General features: G+C 48.9%; 18 protein-coding genes. 13 read left to right on the top strand and 5 right to left on the bottom strand.

What is annotated here, in order from left to right; all coding sequences use genetic code 11:
* The first annotated feature begins 194 nt into the window (after positions 1-194).
* The 5 genes from nagK to nagP all read left to right on the top strand — a co-directional run bounded on the left by nagK (position 195) and on the right by nagP (position 6,306).
* Complete coding sequence (gene nagK, locus K0H59_RS15725) at positions 195-1,103, top strand: N-acetylglucosamine kinase (protein ID WP_220053652.1); 909 nt, start codon at positions 195-197, stop codon at positions 1,101-1,103.
* 58 nt (positions 1,104-1,161) lie between these two features.
* Complete coding sequence (gene nagB-II / locus K0H59_RS15720) at positions 1,162-2,160, top strand: glucosamine-6-phosphate deaminase NagB-II (RefSeq protein WP_011623683.1); 999 nt, start codon at positions 1,162-1,164, stop codon at positions 2,158-2,160.
* 42 nt (positions 2,161-2,202) lie between these two features.
* Entirely contained in the window at positions 2,203-3,339 is a 1,137-nt protein-coding gene (nagA, locus tag K0H59_RS15715; RefSeq protein ID WP_220053651.1) for an N-acetylglucosamine-6-phosphate deacetylase, read from the top strand.
* A gap of 138 nt (positions 3,340-3,477) precedes the next feature.
* Positions 3,478-4,665 (top strand): transmembrane glucosamine N-acetyltransferase NagX, encoded by a 1,188-nt coding sequence (gene nagX / locus K0H59_RS15710; RefSeq protein WP_220053650.1) that lies wholly within the window; start codon positions 3,478-3,480, stop codon positions 4,663-4,665.
* A gap of 342 nt (positions 4,666-5,007) precedes the next feature.
* Positions 5,008-6,306 (top strand): N-acetylglucosamine MFS transporter NagP, encoded by a 1,299-nt coding sequence (gene nagP / locus K0H59_RS15705; protein WP_011717943.1) that lies wholly within the window; start codon positions 5,008-5,010, stop codon positions 6,304-6,306.
* A gap of 64 nt (positions 6,307-6,370) precedes the next feature.
* Here nagP and K0H59_RS15700 read toward each other — a convergent pair whose 3' ends face one another.
* From K0H59_RS15700 to K0H59_RS15685, 4 genes are all read right to left on the bottom strand, one after another.
* Positions 6,371-7,093: a TorF family putative porin gene (locus tag K0H59_RS15700; RefSeq protein WP_088210443.1), complete on the bottom strand. Its 723-nt coding sequence runs from the start codon at positions 7,091-7,093 to the stop codon at positions 6,371-6,373.
* 185 nt (positions 7,094-7,278) lie between these two features.
* Entirely contained in the window at positions 7,279-7,644 is a 366-nt protein-coding gene (locus tag K0H59_RS15695; protein ID WP_220055617.1) for a cupin domain-containing protein, read from the bottom strand.
* Between the two features lie 17 nt (positions 7,645-7,661).
* Positions 7,662-9,152: a CoA-acylating methylmalonate-semialdehyde dehydrogenase gene (locus tag K0H59_RS15690; protein WP_220053649.1), complete on the bottom strand. Its 1,491-nt coding sequence runs from the start codon at positions 9,150-9,152 to the stop codon at positions 7,662-7,664.
* A gap of 52 nt (positions 9,153-9,204) precedes the next feature.
* The gene (locus tag K0H59_RS15685) at positions 9,205-10,545 is read right to left on the bottom strand and encodes an aspartate aminotransferase family protein (RefSeq protein ID WP_220053648.1); all 1,341 of its coding nucleotides are present in this window, start codon (positions 10,543-10,545) and stop codon (positions 9,205-9,207) included.
* A 280-nt stretch (positions 10,546-10,825) separates the two neighbouring features.
* Between K0H59_RS15685 and K0H59_RS15680 the strand changes: the two genes are divergently transcribed.
* From K0H59_RS15680 to K0H59_RS15665, 4 genes are all read left to right on the top strand, one after another.
* Entirely contained in the window at positions 10,826-12,322 is a 1,497-nt protein-coding gene (locus K0H59_RS15680) for an aldehyde dehydrogenase (RefSeq protein WP_220053647.1), read from the top strand.
* Positions 12,323-12,517: 195 nt separating this feature from the next.
* Complete coding sequence (locus K0H59_RS15675) at positions 12,518-12,883, top strand: septal ring lytic transglycosylase RlpA family protein (protein WP_258405927.1); 366 nt, start codon at positions 12,518-12,520, stop codon at positions 12,881-12,883.
* 144 nt (positions 12,884-13,027) lie between these two features.
* Positions 13,028-13,885, top strand: coding sequence for a sulfurtransferase (locus K0H59_RS15670; RefSeq protein ID WP_220053645.1), 858 nt, complete (start codon positions 13,028-13,030; stop codon positions 13,883-13,885).
* Positions 13,886-13,970: 85 nt separating this feature from the next.
* Positions 13,971-14,483, top strand: a complete 513-nt coding sequence (locus K0H59_RS15665) for a DUF2937 family protein (protein WP_220053644.1) — start codon at positions 13,971-13,973, stop codon at positions 14,481-14,483.
* A 44-nt stretch (positions 14,484-14,527) separates the two neighbouring features.
* Here the strand turns inward: K0H59_RS15665 and K0H59_RS15660 are convergent, their stop codons facing one another.
* Positions 14,528-15,835 carry an FAD-binding oxidoreductase gene (locus K0H59_RS15660; protein ID WP_220053643.1) on the bottom strand — a complete coding sequence of 436 codons (1,308 nt, stop codon included), beginning with the start codon at positions 15,833-15,835 and terminating at the stop codon, positions 14,528-14,530.
* 234 nt (positions 15,836-16,069) lie between these two features.
* On the opposite strand from K0H59_RS15660, the gene K0H59_RS15655 reads away from it, so the two are divergent.
* The 4 genes from K0H59_RS15655 to K0H59_RS15640 all read left to right on the top strand — a co-directional run bounded on the left by K0H59_RS15655 (position 16,070) and on the right by K0H59_RS15640 (position 20,846).
* Positions 16,070-16,618 (top strand): cupin domain-containing protein, encoded by a 549-nt coding sequence (locus tag K0H59_RS15655; protein ID WP_039977919.1) that lies wholly within the window; start codon positions 16,070-16,072, stop codon positions 16,616-16,618.
* 391 nt (positions 16,619-17,009) lie between these two features.
* Complete coding sequence (locus tag K0H59_RS15650) at positions 17,010-17,771, top strand: gamma-glutamyl-gamma-aminobutyrate hydrolase family protein (RefSeq protein WP_220053642.1); 762 nt, start codon at positions 17,010-17,012, stop codon at positions 17,769-17,771.
* 1 nt (position 17,772) lies between these two features.
* The gene (locus tag K0H59_RS15645) at positions 17,773-19,128 is read left to right on the top strand and encodes a glutamine synthetase family protein (protein ID WP_011623668.1); all 1,356 of its coding nucleotides are present in this window, start codon (positions 17,773-17,775) and stop codon (positions 19,126-19,128) included.
* Positions 19,129-19,745: 617 nt separating this feature from the next.
* Positions 19,746-20,846 (top strand): polyamine ABC transporter substrate-binding protein, encoded by a 1,101-nt coding sequence (locus K0H59_RS15640; RefSeq protein ID WP_088210452.1) that lies wholly within the window; start codon positions 19,746-19,748, stop codon positions 20,844-20,846.
* Positions 20,847-20,992 lie beyond the last annotated feature (146 nt).

The raw sequence follows: 20,992 nt of genomic DNA, 5'->3' as shown, positions 1-20,992 counted from the left end.
TTAAAAATACAGCCTTTTTCTTTTTCACTTTCAGCCATTTCTTCCGTCTGACATTTGATTAGAAATTGCTTCAAAAAGTAAATGACAACGCTGTCATTTTTGCTGTAACATTGAGTTAACTAAAGTTGAGTGTCGTATTAACGGCATAAGTATAAGCAACGGTAGCGCTGCATTAAGAGATGAAGAGGGGTGTCATGGGGTTAGTCCAGACAAAAGATCAACAACTGTTTATCGGTGTTGATGGGGGCGGCAGTAAGTGCCGAGCCACTATCTATACTGCGGACGGTACCGTTTTAGGGACAGGTGTTGCTGGGCGCGCTAATCCGCTGCATGGTCTTGCACAAACATTTGCATCTATTGAAGCATCGACTCGCCAAGCTCTGCTGGATGCGGGCATGAAGGAAACCGATAGCCATTTACTCGTCGCGGGCTTAGGGCTGGCGGGAGTCAATGTGCCGCGCCTGTATCAGGATGTGATCAGCTGGCAGCATCCGTTTGCCGCCATGTATGTCACTACGGATCTTCATACCGCTTGTATCGGTGCACATCGCGGCGCGGATGGTGCGGTGATCATTACGGGTACAGGTTCTTGCGGTTATGCCCATGTAGGTGATGACAGCTTAAGCATTGGCGGACACGGTTTTGCGCTGGGCGATAAGGGCAGTGGGGCTTGGCTTGGCTTAAAAGCTGCCGAGCATGTGTTACTCGCCCTCGATGGCTTTGCTGCACCGACCGCTTTAACCGAGATGTTGTTAAAGCATTTTGGGGTAAGGGATGCCTTGGGCATCGTTGAGCATCTCGCTGGTAAATCTTCTAGTTGCTATGCCGAATTAGCCAGAAGCGTACTCGATTGCGCAAACACGGGGGATGAAGTCGCTCGCGGGATTGTGCAGGAAGGGGCTGATTACATCAGTGAAATGGCACGCAAGCTGTTTAGTCTCAATCCGGTGCGTTTCTCGATGATCGGCGGCCTTGCCGAACCGCTACAGGCATGGCTTGGCAGCGATGTGGTGGCCAAGATTTCTGAAACCTTAGCACCGCCAGAATTGGGTGCCATGTACTTCGCTCTGCAGCAATTTAACTCAGTCAACATTAATGAATAAGCCGTTTTAGCCCATCAGTGCTAAAGCAATACCCGTATTGATTTGTAAGGTAAATAACATGACAAACACTATTATGGAGCAAGAAGCTCGCACCGCGCCGCAGAAGATTGCGGGTCAGTTAGCCGCTAACGCCGATTTAATGCAGCAGTTAGGTGAAAAACTGCGTGCTTTCGATCCCCGTTTTGTGATGATTGTGGGCCGTGGTTCATCGGACCATGCGGGTGTCTTTGCTAAATATCTTTTTGAAATCGAAGCGGGTGTACCCACTTTTGCTGCTGCGCCATCTGTGGCCAGCGTTTACGGTAAAACCTTGAAGTTAGAAGGCGGATTAGTGATTGTGATTTCGCAATCTGGCCGCAGCCCTGATATTTTAGCCCAGGCGCGTATGGCGAAAAACGCCGGCGCGTTTTGTGTGGCGTTAGTAAACGATGAAACCGCGCCAATCAAGGATATCGTCGATGTCGTCGTGCCACTACGTGCAGGCGAAGAAAAAGCCGTTGCCGCAACTAAGAGCTACCTTGCAACCCTGTCGGCGATTTTACAATTAGCCTCGGCGTGGACGCAGAGCGAATCCCTCGCCGCCGCTGTTAACTCATTACCTCAAGCACTGCAAACTGCGGTTGATGCTGAGCCACAATTGACCCCAGCATCGGTTGAAAACGTGAAAAACTTAGTCGTGTTAGGCCGTGGTTTAGGTTATGCCGTATCTAAGGAAATCGCACTCAAGTTAAAAGAAGTGTGCTCTATCCATGCCGAAGCCTTTAGTAGTGCTGAGTTCCTCCATGGTCCTGTGACCTTAGTGGAGAAAAAACTTACGATTGTGGATGTCTGCATCGGCGATGAGTCCTACGCTAGCCATATCGAACAGATTGAAAATGTGAGCCAACGTGGCGCAGATTTAGTGCATTTAAATCAAACGTCGACGGATATTCACCCACGTGTTGCGCCGTTAGCCTTGTTACAACGTTTTTATATCGACGTGGCCGCAGTCGCGATTGCCCGTGGTATTGACCCAGACCAACCCGCTGGGCTGAAAAAAGTCACTCAAACGCTGTAATGGATGGCCGTTGTGCCGCGTTAATTTGAAAAGAGGTTTGGGATGAAATTCACCTTAATTGCCGAGCAACTGTTTGATGGTGAAGCCTTCCATCGGGATGTGCCTGTCACCATTGAAGATGGTCTGATAGCCAGCTTAGACACCGCATCGGGTGCTAAGGAAATTCGCTACCTAGGCACCCTAGTGCCAGGTTTTATCGATGTGCAAGTTAACGGCGGTGGCGGCGTGTTATTCAATAGCAGCCCAACGGTTGCTTGCATTGAAACCATAGGCAAGGCGCATGCTCGCTTTGGTACCACTGGCTTTTTACCTACGCTTATCACAGATGATGTGCAGGTGATGGCCAAGGCTGCCGATGCGGTTGCCAGTGCGGTCGCGCAAAAGAGTGCAGGCGTATTAGGCGTACATTTTGAAGGCCCGCATCTTTCGGTACCCAAAAAAGGCGTGCATCCACAAGGTTTTATCCGTGAGATCACCGAGGCTGAATTGGCGATTTTTTGCCGTCAGGATTTAGGTATTCGAGTGGTGACCTTAGCGCCTGAAAATGTCTCGCCTGAGATGATCCGCCTGTTGGTCAAGTCGGGCGTTAAAGTGTGTTTAGGCCACTCTAATGCGGACTACGATACCGTTGTCGAGGCATTAGCGGCGGGGGCGACAGGCTTCACTCACCTCTACAATGCCATGTCACCCTTAGGTTCCCGTGAGCCTGGCGTGGTGGGCGCGGCGATTGAGAGCGAAACCGCTTGGTGTGGTTTGATTGTCGATGGCCACCATGTGCATCCAGCGGCCGCAAGAGTTGCCCTGCGCGCTAAACCCCGTGGCAAAGTGATGTTGGTAACCGATGCCATGCCGCCAGTAGGCATGGAGGATGAAACCAGTTTTGAGCTGTTTGGTACTCAGGTACTGCGAGTCGGCGATAGATTAAATGCGGTGACGGGTGAACTGGCAGGCTGCGTATTAGACATGGCGACCGCAGTTGAGAACAGTGTGAAGATGCTCGGTTTACCGCTCGGTGAGGCCTTGAGAATGGCGTCTTTGTATCCTGCCGAGTTCCTTGGCATTGCCGAGAGCGTTGGTCGGTTAGCAGTAGGGCAGCGTGCCGATTTAGTACTGCTAGATAATCAACACAAAGTGCTGGCCAACTACATTGCTGGAAATGCGGTTTATGTTCGCCCTTAGTGTGGGTTGAGTCAGTAAAGCGTTAACCTTGGCCCTTGTTGTATTTTGATGACAGGGGCTAAGTTTTTTTATTGTACAGTCTGCATTTTGCTCAAAAGTTATAAAATAATTTAAATAACAATAATAAAGGATAATGGTATGAGTACGACTGCGCCGGGAACTGTCGCCAATACGGGCGTGAACGCTCAGGATGCGGCCACGAAAAAGAGTCCGTCAAAACCGCGGTTGATGTCCCTTGATGCCCTGCGTGGCTTCGATATGTTTTGGATTCTAGGTGGTGAAGCCCTATTTGGCGCCTTGCTTATGTTGACGGGCTGGGCGGGCTGGCAATGGGGTGATACCCAAATGCACCATAGTGAGTGGAATGGGTTTCGCTTCTATGATTTGATTTTTCCGCTGTTTATTTTCCTCTCCGGTGTTGCCCTTGGATTATCGCCAAAACGCTTAGATATACTGCCGATGCAGGAGCGTATGCCTGTGTATCGCCACGGGATTAAGCGGCTGTTTCTTCTTTTATTGCTTGGCATTCTTTATAACCATGGTTGGGGAACTGGGGCGCCTGCCGACCCTGAAAAAGTCCGTTATGCCAGCGTATTAGGTCGAATTGCCTTTGCATGGTTTTTTGCCGCCTTGCTGGTGTGGCATACCTGTTTACGGACCCAAGTGCTGGTGGCCTTGGGCATCTTAGTGGCCTATGGCGCGGTGCAACTCTGGTTGCCGTTTCCTGGTGGACAGGCTGGTGTGTTATCACCGACTGAGTCAATCAATGCTTATGTAGACAGCCTGTTACTGCCGGGTGTGAGCTATCAAGGACGAACGCCTGATCCTGAAGGCGTGTTATCGACACTGCCCGCCGTAGTCAACGCCTTAGCGGGGGTGTTTGTCGGTCATTTTATTGTGAAATCCCATCCTAAAGGGGAGTGGGTAAAGGTTGGCCTCTTGAGCGTTGCCGGTGGTGTTTGTTTGGCCCTAGGCTGGTTGCTGAATGGGGTTATTCCCGTCAATAAAGAACTTTGGACCAGCTCTTTTGTGTTGGTCACTAGCGGTTGGAGCATGCTGCTGTTAGCGCTGTTTTATGCCCTAGTGGATGTGCTGAAATGGCAAAAGCTCGCCTTTATTTTTGTGGTGATAGGCACTAACGCCATCATTATTTATCTGGCCTCCAGCATAGTGGATTGGAAGTATATCGCCCAGAGTGTGTTCGGTGGCGTTATCGCGGCATTGCCAGAAAATGCTCAGCCCTTAGGAGCCGTGATTGGTTTGCTCACCGTTCAATGGTTAGTGCTGTACTGGATGTATCGTCGCAACATTTTTGTGCGGATCTAACGTCGATATCTGATTTTCCCTCAAGCCACAGACTCACCACCTCTGTGGCTTTTTTATTTCTAGCAACCAAAGGGCGCAGAGCATCTTTGGTTGTAAATCAGCGGTTAACTGAGTGTTTATGGCTCATTTGGGGGCAAATCGGACCATTTTGCGGACTAAATTGCAAATGACAGCGTTGTCTTTTTGCGTTGTTTGTTTTAACATCACTGAAACAATGGTGCGTTTGGATGATAACATTAGCCATTGCAGAAGAGTTGCTATACGGATGTGCGGAATACTCAGCGGTTTTTTGTCCCGCCATCACCTTAAAAATTAATTACTATAAGAAGCAGGTTTATGGAAATGACACTCGATAAAAGCCAGCAGAAAAGCAGTTTTCTCCCCATGGCGATAGTGGCAGCACTCTTTTTCATCCTCGGATTCGCAACCTGGTTGAATGGATCCTTGATGCCCTATTTAAAACAAATTTTGCAACTCAATCCCTTCCAAGCCTCACTAATCCTGTTCTCCTTTTACATTGCGGTGACCTTTACCGCGCTGCCTTCGGCGTGGGTTATCCGTAAAGTCGGTTATAAAAATGGTATGGCACTGGGGATGGGCATCATGATGCTCGCAGGCCTATTATTTATTCCTGCGGCTAAGACCCAAATATTTGGCCTGTTTTTATGTGCACAATTAGTGATGGGCACAGGCCAAACCCTACTGCAAACGGCAGTAAACCCCTACGTGGTTCGCCTTGGGCCTGAAGAGTCTGCCGCGGCCCGTGTGAGTGTGATGGGCATTTTGAATAAAGGTGCTGGAGTGATTGCACCGTTAGTTTTCTCCGCATTGATTTTAGATAGCTTTAAAGACCGCATTGGCACTACGTTAACCCAAGTGCAAATTGATGAAATGGCAAACAGCTTGGTTTTCCCTTACCTTGGTATGGCGATATTTATTGGGGTGTTGGCGCTGGCTGTTAAAAAATCGCCTCTGCCAGAACTATCTAATGAAGATGAAGTGGCCGAGCACACAGATAAAGGCCAAATCAAGGCTGCTTTGTCCCATCCTAACCTCGCATTTGGGGTTATCGCGCTATTTGTGTACGTGGCCGTTGAGGTGATTGCTGGCGATACTATCGGTACCTTCGCCTTATCGCTCGGGGTTGAGCATTACGGCGTGATGACCTCCTATACAATGGTGTGTATGGTTCTGGGTTATACTTTAGGCATTATCTTGATCCCTCGCTTTATCTCTCAGCCAACGGCACTGATGATTTCGGCGATTCTTGGGCTATTACTGACCCTTGCTATCCTGTTCGGGGATAATAATTCCTACGCGATTGCCAATGCGCTGTTAGTGCCTTTCGGCGGTGTGGCCTTGCCTGATACCTTACTCTTCATTGCCTTCTTAGGATTAGCCAATGCGATTGTTTGGCCTGCGGTGTGGCCTCTGGCGCTGTCGGGTTTAGGTAAGCTCACCAGCACAGGTTCGGCATTACTCATCATGGGGATTGCGGGTGGTGCTTTTGGTCCACTGTTTTGGGGACTCACGAGTTCGGCCACAGATATGGGGCAGCAGGGCGGTTATATGGTGATGTTACCTTGCTACCTGTTTATCCTCTTCTATGCCGTGAAAGGCCATAAGATGCGTCACTGGTAATCGGCTATCACGCGATGTAAAAAAGCCCTCAACAGAGGGCTTTTTGCTATTTGCTAGATATGAATTAGAAGGCGTAGCTGACTGTTGCTAATACGGTATCGTCGTTTTTCCACACGCCGTCAGAGACTTTCTGATCGCCGCTCAAATCAGTGCCAAGCCATGCGAGCGACAGGCCAAATCCCATAAATTCCGTGGATACGCCAACGGAATAATCCGAATAGCTATCAAAGCCTTCACCATCGTCTAAGGCATCACCTACGTTGTAGCCGTAATGCAGGTCGAGGTTCCAGTTTTCAACAAACTCATAGGAGTAATTGATTTCGCCGTAGTGGTAATCTAAATCGCTGCCACCGTAATCATTGGTGTACCAATAGGCTACGCGAAAGCCGCTAAACTCGACGCCAGCTGTGACTTCGAAATAGCCGAGATCACTCTCGCCCGAATAGTTATAGCGGTTGAGGGTCACGTCGTAACTGACGTTGTCATTGATGTCACCGCCGTAGGCAACATAGAAGTCATACTCGATATCTGGACCGTTGTAACCTGGCTCATCAAAGTCGACATTACTGGCCCAGGCGCCGACCGAAAATCCGGACTCAAAACTCCAATCGACACCGCCTTGAACCGCAGGATCGCCCGCGGTTTGCGAGATGCCTCGGAAGCGATAATCATTGGTTACGCTAATTTCCCCCGACACTTCTGCGGCGGCAATGCCGGAGAATAAGCTGGTCGTCAGCGCAAGCCCAACAACTTGTGCCAGCCGTTTTTTATTTAGGTTGTTATTCACGGTATTTCTCCCATTTTCTTGATTGACACGGATGTACTAAGTTCTTTTAGCTTTTAAAACAGGCTAGTACATTCGTTGCTTTGCCAAACAACAACCCAGGAAACCCCGTAGCTGTGACCTCATGGCGAGTTAAGCTAAATTGCTTTAGCTTGGTTAATCGAGGCAAAAAGCACCCCCTATGAAACTCACTTTTGTTCGAAGATGACATAAACCTTGCGGCAGGGCTCTACAACTTGCCACAGCCCTTGGAACCCCGCAGGAATAATAAATCGGTCGCCGACAGTGAAGGTTTGTGACTGCCCCTCAAGATCTGTGATGACGCTGGTCCCTTCGAGGATCTCGCAATACTCGTATTCAGTGTAGTTGATTTTCCAAGCACCTGATTCGCTTTGCCAAATTCCACTGTGGAATTGATTACAGGGACTAGAGTAATGATTCTGTAATTGCTGGGTGGGATTACCATAGATGCGCTTTTCTGGGGCAACTTGGTAACTTTCCATCGGCGACTGTGCGCTAGCAAAGCGAATGATCGACGTGATGCTCATTGTTATATTGGCTCCAGTCGAAGTTATTTCATGGTGGGCATAACAAACTCAGCTTGAGTCTGTTTGCCTACGGGCCAGCGTGCCGTGATGGCTTTACGTTTGGTATAAAAACGTACCCCGTCAGGGCCATGCATATGCAGGGGACCAAAGAGCGAACGTTTCCAGCCACCGAAGGAGTGGAAGGCCATAGGCACAGGGATGGGCACGTTAACGCCCACCATACCCACCTGCACATGGTGGCAAAAATGTCTGGCGGCCTCACCGCTTTGGGTAAAGATGGCGGTGCCATTACCAAATTCATGCTGGTTGATAAGCGCCAGTGCGCTGGCATAGTCCTTAACCCGCACAATCGACAGCACTGGACCGAAGATTTCTTCGCGGTAAATACGCATCTCAGGGGTGACGTTATCGAATAAACAGGCGCCTAAGAAGTACCCCTGCTGATGGTCGGCAACGGTTAACTGGCGACCGTCCACCACTAAGGTCGCACCTTCTTTAACGCCGGCGTCGACAAATTCCGTGACTTTGGCGAGGTGTTGGCGGGAGATCAACGGTCCCATTTCCATCTCAGGGGTGAGGCCATTGCCCACTTTTAACTGTTGAATTTGCGGTAATAATTTATCGACCAGCTTATCGCCCACATCGCCCACGGCCAATACCACTGAAATGGCCATACAACGCTCGCCTGCGCTGCCATAGGCGGCGCCCATGAGGGCACTAACGGCTTGATCTAAATCTGCATCCGGCATCAGTAGCATATGGTTTTTTGCGCCGCCGAGGGCCTGCACCCGTTTACCGTGTTTAGATGCGGTGCTGTAGATATACTCGGCGATTGGCGTTGAACCGACAAAGCTGACGGCTTGAACATCTTCATGGCTGAGCAGGGTATCGACGGCCTCTTTATCACCGTTGACCACGTTAAATACCCCAGCGGGAAGCCCGGCCTGCGTGAGTAATTCCGCAATGCGCATCACTGCGCTTGGGTCTTTCTCCGAAGGCTTCATAATAAAGGTGTTACCGCAGGCAATCGCGATTGGGAACATCCACATGGGAACCATCACGGGGAAGTTAAAGGGCGCTATGCCTGCGACAACACCTAAAGCTTGATTGACTGACCAAGCGTCGACGCCACCGCCAACCTGCTGGGTATGTTCCCCTTTGAGCAAGTGTGGGATACCACAGGCAAATTCGACGACTTCGAGACCACGGATGAGTTCTCCCCGCGCATCATCAAGCACTTTGCCGTGCTCTAAGGTAATCAGCTGCGCCAGCTCATCCATATGTTGCTCGACTAGCGCCTTAAACTTAAATAACACACGAGCACGATTGAGGGGCGTTACCTGTGACCAAGTGTCGAAGGCCGATTTGGCGATAGCAATGGCGGCAGAGACTTCGTCGCGACTCGCGAGGGAGACTTGGCCTCGGCATTCTCCCGTCGCGGGTTCGAAAATCTCTTGGCTTCTTGTACTGGCGGCGGTGTGCTCGCCATTCACATAATGAGTCATTGTCAGCATAGGTAACCTTTCAATTGTCCCCAATTTGGGCGTTAGATAAAAAAATTGTGCATCATCCTACGGCGCGAATTGCATCGCTTAGGCTATTAACTATTTGGTCTATTTGATGTTTCTCTACGATTAACGGTGGGGATATGGCGATAATATCGCCCGTCGCCCGCACGAGCGTGCCTTGATGGAAGCAATGCTCGAACACGCTGTAACCGCGTTTACCGACACCTTGGCTATTCGGCGCGAGTTGGAAACCTGCGACCAATCCGGTGTTGCGGATATCAATCACATTCGGCAAACCTTTGAGACTATGAACGGCATCCTCGAAATAACGCTCAAGTTCGAAGCTGCGTTCAAATAGCTGTTCGTTTTCATAGATGGACAGCGTGGCGAGCGCCGCCGCAGCTGCAACTGGATGCCCTGAATAGGTATAGCCGTGGAAAAACTCGATGAGTTCGGTGGGGCCTTGCATACAGGTATCGTGAATAAAATCCTGCACAAACACGGCGCCCATAGGGATCGCGCCATTATTGATGGCCTTGGCCGTAGTGATTATGTCGGGGATAACGCCCCAGCGCTGGCTAGCAAAGGCAGCACCAACGCGGCCAAAGGCGGTGATCACCTCATCAAAAATCAACAGGATGCCGTATTTTTGGGTGATTTCACGTAGGCGTTTTAAGTAACCTAAGGGCGGTAAAATCACCCCCGCCGAACCCGACATAGGTTCAACTATGACGGCGGCAATATTCTCGGCGCCGTGGAGTGTGACGAGTTGTTCTAATACTTCGGCTTTTTCCGCACCAAGGCTAGGTAAGCCACGGCTAAAGGCTGAATTTTGAATATCTAAGGTGTGGGGCAGGTGATCCACGCCTTGCAGCAGTTGGCCACTGAAGGCTTTACGGTTATTGCTCAAGCCTCCCACTGAAATGCCGCCAAATCCTACGCCATGGTAGCCCAGTTCACGGCCAATAAAACGGGTGCGCGACGCTTGGCCATTGGCTCTGTGGTAACAGAGTGCCATCTTAAGCGCGGTATCGACGGACTCTGATCCCGAGTTGGTAAAGAAGACCTTATTGAGTCCTTCAGGGCTGAGTTCAGTTAACCGCTCGGCGAGTTCGAAGGCGAGGGGATGACCCATTTGGAAGGACGGTGCGTAATCCATCTCGCGAATTTGCTTGCTAACGGCTTCGCTGATCTCACGGCGCCCATGGCCGGCGTTACAACACCACAAGCCAGCCGTTGAGTCTAATACCTTATTGCCATTGATATCCGTGTAGTACATGCCTTCTGCTTGGGCGAGCAGGCGAGGGCTGGCTTTAAACTGGCGGTTGGCGGTAAAGGGCATCCAATAATGCTCGAGGGAAGGATGCTCATGTGTTGTGTTGTAGGATGAATCGGCCATAGTGTTTACCTTGTCCTTTTCCTTGCTAAATGAGGTCAGGTCTTCGTTAAGGGTGGCTAATATTTGCTATGCTATGTTAGAAATAATGAACATGGAAGAGGTGTGTGCAGTTATTTGTGGCAAAAATGCTATTTTTGTAAAAAATATTGAATATTAATGATTGAACAGCGTAATCTAAGCAGCAGTTAATGACTTAGGTCATCTTTGGCATTTGGCCGTCGAGATAGCCCTCATCCCAATAAAGCTAAAATAAACAAATACAAACGATTAAGAGGTCATCATGAGTACACCTAAAAAACGGAGTGATTGGGAAAGCCTCGCTGCTAGCCTAGCAATCAATGGCAAGGCTTATATCAACGGCGAATACCGCGATGCGGCAGCGGGCAGCACTTTTGATTGTGTCAGCCCAATCGACGGACGCGTATTAGCCAAGGTCGCCAGTTGCGATCTGATGGACGCCAATATTGCCGTCGCTAATGCCCGTGAGGTGTTTGAATCTGGCGTATGGTCAAAGACTGCCCCGGTTAAACGTAAGCAAGTGATGATCCGTTTTGCCGAGTTATTGGAAGAAAATGCCAATGAACTTGCCCTGCTAGAAACCTTGGACATGGGTAAGCCAATCCGTTTTTCAAAGGCGGTAGATATTGCCGGCGCCGCCCGTGCTATCCGTTGGTCGGGTGAAGCCGTTGATAAACTCTACGATGAGCTGGCGCCTACAGCACATAATGAAATCGGCATGATCACCCGCGAACCCGTAGGCGTGGTGGCGGCGATTGTGCCTTGGAACTTCCCGTTATTGATGGCCTGTTGGAAGCTGGGGCCAGCACTGGCGACGGGTAACAGCGTTATTCTTAAACCTTCGGAGAAATCCCCCTTAACGGCCATTCGTATCGCCGAGCTTGCGGTGCAGGCAGGGATCCCTAAGGGCGTGCTAAACGTACTGCCGGGTTATGGGCATACGGTCGGCAAGGCGCTGGCGCTGCATATGGATGTGGATACCTTAGTCTTTACGGGCTCAACAAAAATCGCTAAGCAATTAATGATTTATGCGGGCGAATCGAATATGAAACGGGTGTGGCTCGAGGCTGGCGGTAAGAGCCCGAACATTGTATTTAACGATGCGCCCGATCTTAAAGCGGCAGCGGTGGCGGCGGCCGAGGCCATTGCCTTTAACCAAGGTGAAGTCTGTACTGCGGGCTCGCGTTTACTGGTGGAGTCTGGGGTTAAAGATCAACTGATTGAGCTTATCGCCGAAGAACTTGCCTCATGGCAGCCTGGGCATCCGCTGGATCCCGCTACTGTTAGCGGCGCAGTGGTCGATAAGCAGCAATTAGATACCATCTTAAGCTATATCAAGGCGGGCCAAGACGAAGGCGCGAGTTTAGTCCATGGTGGACAGCAAGTGCTGGCCGAAACGGGCGGTGTGTATGTGCAGCCCACTATCTTTAGCCAAGTGCACAACAAGATGAAAATCGCCAGCGAGGAAATCTTTGGCCCTGTGTTATCTGTCATTGAATTCAATGGCATGGAAGAGGCGATTGCAATCGCCAATGATACCATTTACGGCTTAGCGGCTGGGGTGTGGACGGCGGATATCAGTAAGGCGCACAAAACCGCGAAGGCGCTGCGTTCGGGAATGGTGTGGATTAATCATTATGATGGTGGCGATATGACAGCGCCTTTCGGTGGTTATAAACAATCGGGCAATGGCCGCGATAAATCCATGCACTCCTTCGATAAATACACTGAAATTAAGGCGACTTGGATAGCTCTCTAAGCTGCTTTTACTCCCTCTCAAGCCTCTTTACGCCGATGTGAAAGGGGCTTTCTTTATTTTCTGGTTAACCCTCTAATTAAATGGATAAAGTGGCGCAAGGGTGCCTCTTGGGGATTTTTGCTGTACATTGCTCGGATGGTGAACTCATTTGCTAAGGGATGTTCTGTGAGTCTCAAATACTTATCTTTGACCTTAATGCTGCTAGCCAGCTTGGTCTTGTCGGGGTGTTCTTCTACCCATTCGGGAAACTGGCAAGGGTTTACTGAGTCTGGCCAAGCCTCTTTCTACGGCGATAAACATCAAAATAAGAAAACCGCCAGCGGTGAGCGTTATAACCATAAATTAAAAACGGCCGCACATAAGGAAATTCCTTTTGGTTCAGTGGTTAAAGTTACCAATCTTAAGAACGGTAAAACGGTTGTGGTTAAGGTCAACGACAGGGGGCCTTTCGTGCGGGGCCGAATTATAGATTTATCCAAATCCGCATTTAGCAGCATAGGTAATACCTCGGCGGGTTTACTGGATGTCAAAATTGAAGTGATTCAAGCCGCGAGTCAGTAATCGACTCTCAATGAGCTTGGCATGTGTGCTTTACCAAAACAGTATCGGTTCGAATGGTTTGAATAGGGCTTGGGTTTTGCATGTGCAGCAAAACGCAGGCTGATAAGTCATTATCCCAGTTGGAAATCAGAATAAGGACAGCCAATGGAATATCCTCTCGTGAGTACTCAATGGCTCGAAGAGCATCTCACCTCGCCAGATCTCGTGTTACTCGATGCCAGCATGGCCGTAGTGTTGGGCAAAGAGCCTATTCTCTATTCCGAACCTGTGTGCATTCCGCGCTCGAGGCGCTTTGATGTCGAAACGGATTTTTGCGATAAAACGTCTTCTCAAATCCACGCCTTACCAAGGTTTGAACAGTTTGTTGAAGGCATTGCCAAGCTCGGAATAGACCCGCAAAGCGTGGTGGTTATCTATGATAATCAAGGGATTTATTCTTCTCCGCGCGCTTGGTGGATATTCAAGGTGATGGGATTTCACCGTGTGTATGTGCTCGACGGTGGTTTACCCCAATGGATTGCTGAAGACAGAGTCACCTCATCCCGCTATCAGGAAGAAGGGATAGATTATGGGGCAAGCGATAGTGAAGAACTCACTGCTGTACTGGAATATCAGTCAGCCAAGGTGATGGATGCCGAGGCTGTGTTGGCCAAGCTTGATGATAGCGGCAGCGCGATTATCGATGCCCGCGGCACAGCCCGCTTTTTAGGCCAAGTGAGTGAGCCGCGCCCAGGTGTGCGTAGTGGGCATATTCCCCATTCGGTTAATTTACCTTTTACAGAGGTGCTCGATGGCTTCAAAATCAAAAGCTCGGCCGAATTACACACCCTGTTTCAAGGGCTTGCTGGCGATAAACAGTTAAGGATTTTCAGCTGTGGCTCGGGCATTACCGCCTGTATCTTAATCTTAGCGTCGATCGCTTCTGGCCATGCCGATGCAGTGCTCTACGATGGCTCTTGGGCCGACTGGGGCAGTCGCAGCGATTTACCCATAGCACAATAAGCGCTGATAGCAGGAGTGCTGAGCAGGATAATTAGCAGCACTCCATTGGCAGTGATATATCCTTTGACTTATCAAGGAGTTTGCCATGATAACTCGATTGTTTGATAAACTGATCTTCGGCTTTATCTTAGTGATGGCGCTGCAACTTCCCCAATTAGCCGATCATTATCAGCAATTTTTGGCAGGGCTCTATACCTCGACTCAATGGCAAGTTGAGGGCTACGAGGCCACGGCGAAGCAATATCACTATGGCGATGTTGAAACCATGATTGCCCGCCATTTGCAAAACGAGGAACCTAGTGTCAGAGCAGATGCCGAGCAAAAGCGCCAGACGCTAGACTTGTATCAAGCGCTGCAGCAGGGAATGCAGACCTTTGCGCAGGGGAATCTCTTCGAGAAAACCGCCTATATGTTCAATCCCGCTCGTTTTGAATATTTACAGCAAACCATAGTTAACTTTAAGCCTGGCATCCCGTTAACCACCAGTGGGATAGGCTTTGGCGTGCTGGTGGCATTAGTCGTGCATTATCTTGGCTCGCTGCCCTTTATTCTGTGGGCAAGGCGCCGTAGGCGGATTAAATTAGCCCGCACCATTTAGTGTCATTGGATAGCTTGCTCGCATATCCAACGATAGGGCAAACCTCAGAATAAGTCCTTAAACCTGTGGTACATCATGCCCGCAGCCAGCATGGGCGAGCGGAATGTGGGGCCGCCGGGGAAGGTCATATGCTTGATTTTGGCGAACACATCAAAATATCCCGCCTGCTGACATATGGCTTCGGCGAGCAGTTTGGCGGCCATATGGGTGGCATTGACGCCGTGGCCTGCGTAGGCTTGGGCGTAAAAAATATTACTCGCATCGGGGAGGCGACCGATTTGGGGCATACGGTTGGCGCCAATGCCTATCATGCCGCCCCATTCGTAATCGATGCGTACGCCTTTTAACTGTGGGAATACCTTCTCTAGGTTCGGTCTGAGCGCTGCTTCAATATCCTTGGGGTCTTTGCCTGAATACGTACAAAGTCCGCCGAAGAGTAAGCGTCTATCCGCCGATAAGTGGAAGTAATCTAAGGCGATTCGCATGTCTGCAAAGGCCATATTTTGCGGGATAATGCTTTGGCATTGCGCTTCTGTCAGTGGCTCAGTTGCAAGCAAGTAACTTCCCGCGGGCAGGACTTTACCGCCTATGTAGCTATTCAGTTTATGGCCAATATAAGCATTGCCCGCGAGCACCACATATTGGCAGGTTACTTCGCCTTTTGCCGTTAATACTCGCGGTTTATCCCCAGGAATAATCTTTTCTGCGGCGCTGTATTCAAATAATTGAGCGCCCAAGTCACGGGCAACACGAGCCTCGCCCAGAGCCAAATTCAGCGGATGTAAATGGCCGCTGCCCATGTCGACTAGGGCGCCTTGGTAAAAGTCTGAGCCGATAACGTCTCCGAGCTGAGACTGAGTTAATAGTTTGATTTCATGCTGATATCCAAGGCGTTTAAGGTGGTCGAACTCTTGTTCTAGTTCGAGCTTATGCCGAGGTTTAACCGCCAAATCGCAATAGCCCATTTGTAAGTCGCAATCGATGTGATGTGTCTGTATGCGATTTCGTACAATCTCTACCGCCTCAAAGCCCATCTGTTCAATGGCGCTCACGCCTTCTTGGCCTATCTCATTGATAAATTGCGCAGGATCATGGCCAATACCGCGGATCAGCTCACCGCCATTACGCCCTGAGGCGCCCCAGCCAATGCGCTTGGCCTCGAGTAGCACCACGTTTAGGCCCTTTTGCCGCAGTTCGATAGCCGTGTTAATACCGCTGAAACCACCGCCGATAATGCAAACGTCGGTGCTTACCTGGCCCTCAAGTTGGGGATGGGCGTAAATTTCTTTTGCAGTATCAACATAATAAGACTGGGGATATTGTTCACTATGAACCGGAGGTTTGGTGGTCATTTGAGCTCCAAAAAATTGTTTTTATTGTAAATTGGGCTTGTCCCAGTATACTCATCACACTTTTGTGATACTGCTAAAAAGTGTGCATTTTATTTAACACACTTTTTAGATAGAATACAACGGAAGCGATTAAACTCACGCTTTTAGGGCTAAAATGTGTTTGGGATGATGTTTATCCTGAACAACCTGTTCTTCATCTATCGGGGCAACCGATCCTTTGGGGAGATGCGAAATTTGGATATTGGAGCCAGTCTCAGAACTGTTCGAAAAATGAAAGGCTTATCCCAGCGTGAGCTGGCTAAGCGTGCTGGTGTGACTAACAGTACGATTTCAATGATCGAAAAAAACAGTGTTAGCCCATCCGTCAGTTCTTTGAAAAAGGTATTGTCGGGTATCCCTATGTCTTTAGTGGATTTTTTCTCGATTGAAGCCTCGATTGAGAGTGAGCAAAAAGTAGTTTATCGCTCCGATGAACTCCTCGATATAGGTACTGGGCCTTTAGAATTTAAGTTGATTGGCCGTGACTTTCCCAATCGTGCCATGTCGGTGATGAGTGAAACCTATCCACCGGGTTCGGACACGGGCGAGGAAATGCTGAAACACGAAGGTGAAGAGGCGGCCATGGTGATCGAAGGCAAATTCGAACTGACCGTTGGCGACGAGGTATATATCTTAGAAGCGGGTGATAGTTACTACTTTAACAGTGAGTTACCCCATAGATTTCGTAACCCTTTCGATGAGCCCTGTCGATTGGTGAGTGCAACAACGCCTGCTAATTTCTAATCGCATAGCCAGTTGTATAGCGCTGTCCTAGATTGTCTAGGATGGCGCAATCTTGACATTTCCTCTTATCAACCTCATCTCAAACTGGCTTTGGATTACAAAATATTATTCAAAGTGTAAATAATATTTTTCAAATGAGCCTAAATCAGCGCTATCTATCTTTGCCTGATTTTCATCCAAAACAATCGCTATAAGCCGATTCTGTTACCCTTAGGCAACACAATACCCCCTAATTTCCTGTATTACATCCCAAAATGCTGTCTTGCAACTAAACGATCATTAACAAGTGTTTAACCTCTTGCCTGAGGTTAAAATTCGGTGTACTGTGTGAAAAAATGAACATTAAAACTTAACATGTTCATTATGCAGTCATTCAAGGTGAAGGTGAGTTATGTCTGTCGAGTTGCCCCTTATTGGTGTTATTGCGTGTAATCAACAATTGGGATCACATCCCTTTAATATTGTTGGTGAAAAATACCTCTTAGGTGTAGTGAATGGTGCTAAGGGCTGGCCCTTAGTGATCCCCTCATTAGGTGCTGAACAACCTATAGAGGCGATTCTGGCAAGTCTCGATGGCATTCTCTTTACCGGTTCGCCTTCGAATGTTGAACCCCATCTCTATGCGGGTGATCCGAGTGAAGTCGGTACTCACCACGATCCCAAACGCGATGCCACCACCTTACCGCTCATCCGTGCGGCCATTGCGGCGGGTGTGCCTGTGCTTGGGATTTGTCGTGGCTTTCAAGAGATGAACGTCGCTTTTGGTGGCAGTTTGCATCAGAAGTTGCACGAAGTGGGCGGTTTTATTGAACACAGAGAAGATAAAGAGGCCTCGTTAGAGGTGCAATATGGGCCATCCCACAGTATTACTGTGGAGCCTGGGGGGGTCATTTACGAGGCCTGGGGCCGTAACTCGGCAGAGGTAAACTCTGTACATACTCAGGGCGTGGAGCGTCTTGGGATTGGGTTGCGGCCAGAAGCTTATGCTCCAGATGGTCTAGTGGAGGCGTTCTCCGTTATAGACGCAAATGAATTTGCCCTCGGTGTGCAATGGCATCCTGAATGGAAGGTGAGTGAAAACCCATTTTTCCTCTCTATATTCAATGCTTTTGGTGATGCGTGCCGTCGTAGGGCTACAACTCGAGTGAAATAAAATGAATAAGCTAATCGCTTTTTTAAAAGAACGAAAAATCACAGAAGTCGAATGTGTTATCAGCGATATGACAGGTATCGCCCGCGGAAAAATTGCCCCAGTGGATAAGTTCCTCGACGAAAAAGGCATGCGCTTACCCGAAAGCGTGTTGCTGCAAACCGTGACCGGTGACTTTGTCGACGATGATATTTATTACAGCTTACTCGACGATGCGGATATCGATTTTGTCTGTGTTCCCGATGAAAATGCGGTGTTTATGTTGCCTTGGACCATTGAAGCGACGGCGCAAGTGATCCACGATTGCTACGACAGAATGGGCAATCCCATCGAATTATCGCCGCGTAACGTGTTGAAAAAAGTGCTTTCGCTATACGAGCAAAAAGGCTGGGAGCCAGTCATTGCACCTGAGATGGAGTTTTATCTGACCAGCCGTAGCGATGACCACGATTTACCCCTTAAGCCACCTATTGGTCGCTCGGGCAGACCAGAAGCAGGGCGTCAGTCTTTCTCGATTGATGCGGCTAACGAATACGATCCGCTTTTCGAAGATATGTATGACTGGTGCGAGCTGCAAGGTTTAGATATCGATACGCTGATCCACGAAGACGGCCCAGCGCAAATGGAGATTAACTTCAGCCACGGTAATCCATTATCTCTTGCGGATCAGGTGTTTGTATTTAAGCGTACCCTGCGTGAGGCGGCATTAAAGCACAATGTGTGCGCCACCTTTATGGCTAAACCTGTGACCGATGAGCCAGGCAGTGCGATGCACATTCACCAAAGCGTGATTAATAAGGAAACGGGCAAAAACATCTTCACTAATGAAGACGGAACTCAAAGCCCGTTATTCCTAAGCTATATCGCTGGGTTACAAAAATTTATTCCTGAACTCTTGCCCTTGATGGCGCCCAATGCCAACTCATTCCGCCGTTTCTTACCGGGCACCTCTGCGCCAGTAAACTTGGAATGGGGTGTTGAGAACAGAACCTGCGGTCTGCGTATTCCTGAGTCTTCACCGCAAAACCGCCGCATTGAAAACCGTATTCCCGGGGCGGATGCGAACTGCTATTTAGCCATCGCTGCGAGCTTACTCTGCGGTTACATCGGTATGGTGGAAGGGTTAAAACCTTCGACACCAGTGCAGGGTAAATCGAACGAAAGCCGTAGCAACAATCCACATTGCCTGCCGTTAACCTTAGAAGAAGCCTTAGCGGCGATGGAAGAGAGCGATGCCTGTAAGGAATATTTAGGTGAAGCCTTTACCACCGGCTTTGTGGCGGTTAAACAGGCCGAGCTTGAAAACTTCCGCCGCGTCGTGAGTTCGTGGGAGCGGGAGTTCCTGTTACTCAGTGTGTAATTTGCACTGTTTTTGTTCAAAACTGTCATGGCCTTAACGGATTTAGGGTCAAGATAGCGGGAATATTTGAACAATCAGCAAAAATGCTCTGCACTAATTTGGTGAGTTTGCTTAACTTTGGTGCAGAGCGCTTTTAAATTGAAATGCTTACGTATGCTTTACGGTTACTGAGTTGCGGTGTGAAATCCCATTCAATGAACTCAAAGTGATGATGATTTTGTACCTTGGTAGCGTGTGCATAAATTTGATTGAAATAAGCGTTTTGTAACTCACTGTTAGTTAAGCTTAAAAAGAGTTTTTTCTGAGATGGTTTCAGCGGTTTTTCTAGGGGCTTGAGGCATTTGTCTTAATGTTGCAAGATGTAGGGCGTACAAATATCTAGTCTGTTTTACTGCTTGTTAATGCAAGTGTATAAATCGACAAATTTGGCATGAAATCTGATACTCCCATCAATTGCAGCCACCTAGAGATGAAGGCATTATGGTGCTGTAGAGACTGCCGATGCGGTTTTTAAGGTGTAGCATTGGTCGAGAATAACAACAATAACCGAGCAGATGGTCGGTGACACAATTTCAGAATTGTTAAAGGCAATTCTGCTACCCGAGAAAGGAGAAAGCATGAAGCTATTTAATAAGATGACGACTTTGGCTTTAGTAACCGCGGGCGCCCTCGCAAGCGTTGCTGCCCAAGCTGAAGAAGTAGTGCGCGTATATAACTGGTCTGATTATATCGCGGAAGATACCTTAGAAAACTTCAAGAAAGAAACGGGCATTCGGGTGATTTACGATGTGTTTGATAGTAACGAAGTGCTGGAAGCCAAGTTACTGTCTGGCCGCAGTGGTTACGACATCGTGGTTCCATCTAACCATTTCCTCGCTAAACAAATTAAGGCTGGCGCATTCAAGCCGCTAGACCGCTCTAAACTCAGCAACTTTAAAAACCTCAACGCCGATCTGATGAAACAGTTAGAGAAGGCTGATCCTGGTAACCAATATGCCGTGCCTTACCTCTGGGGTACCAATGGTATCGGTTACAACATCGATAAAGTGAAAGCCGCGGTAGGTGAAGATGCGCCATTTGATTCAATGGAGCTGATCTTTAACCCAAAATATGCTGAAAAAATCTCTAAGTGTGGCTTTGCTATGCTGGATTCGGCCGATGATATGGTGCCACAGGCGATGATCTACTTAGGTCTTGACCCTAACAGCACGAAAGCCGAAGACTATGAAAAAGCAGGTGAATTACTCGAAAAAATTCGCCCTTACGTGACTTATTTCCACTCATCACGCTATATCTCTGATCTCGCGAACGGGGATATCTGTGTGGCATTCGGCTTCTCTGGTGACGTATTCCAAGCTGCGGCCCGTGCCGATGAAGCGGGTAACGGTAACAAGATTGGTTACTCGATTCCAAAAGAAGGCGCGAACCTGTGGTTCGATATGTTAGCTATCCCTGCGGATGCGGCTAACGTTGAAAATGCTCACAAACTTATCAACTACTTACTTCGCCCTGAAGTGATTGCGCCTATCTCTAACTATGTGGCTTATGCTAACCCTAACGACCCAGCACAGCCTTTAGTTGATGAAGCGATTCGCAATGACCCTGCGATTTATCCACCAAAAGAAGTGTTGGAGAAATTGTATATTGGCGAAATCCGTCCATTGAAAATCCAACGCGTATTAACCCGCGTCTGGACCAAAGTGAAGTCTGGCCAATAATCGAGATGGGGCAAGCACTGCTTGCCCCTTTTAATCGCACAGACATTGGCTTGCTCCTTGAGCATTCGGCCTACAGATTTTATCTCTATTCATTAATTCATTGTGTAAATCTCAAGTATTGAACGCCTTGTCGCAGCAATACTCGG

It is taken from the genome of Shewanella sp. FJAT-51649, assembly GCF_019457435.1.
Classification (GTDB): domain Bacteria; phylum Pseudomonadota; class Gammaproteobacteria; order Enterobacterales; family Shewanellaceae; genus Shewanella; species Shewanella mangrovisoli.
This window is presented reverse-complemented; position numbering and strand designations above follow the sequence as displayed.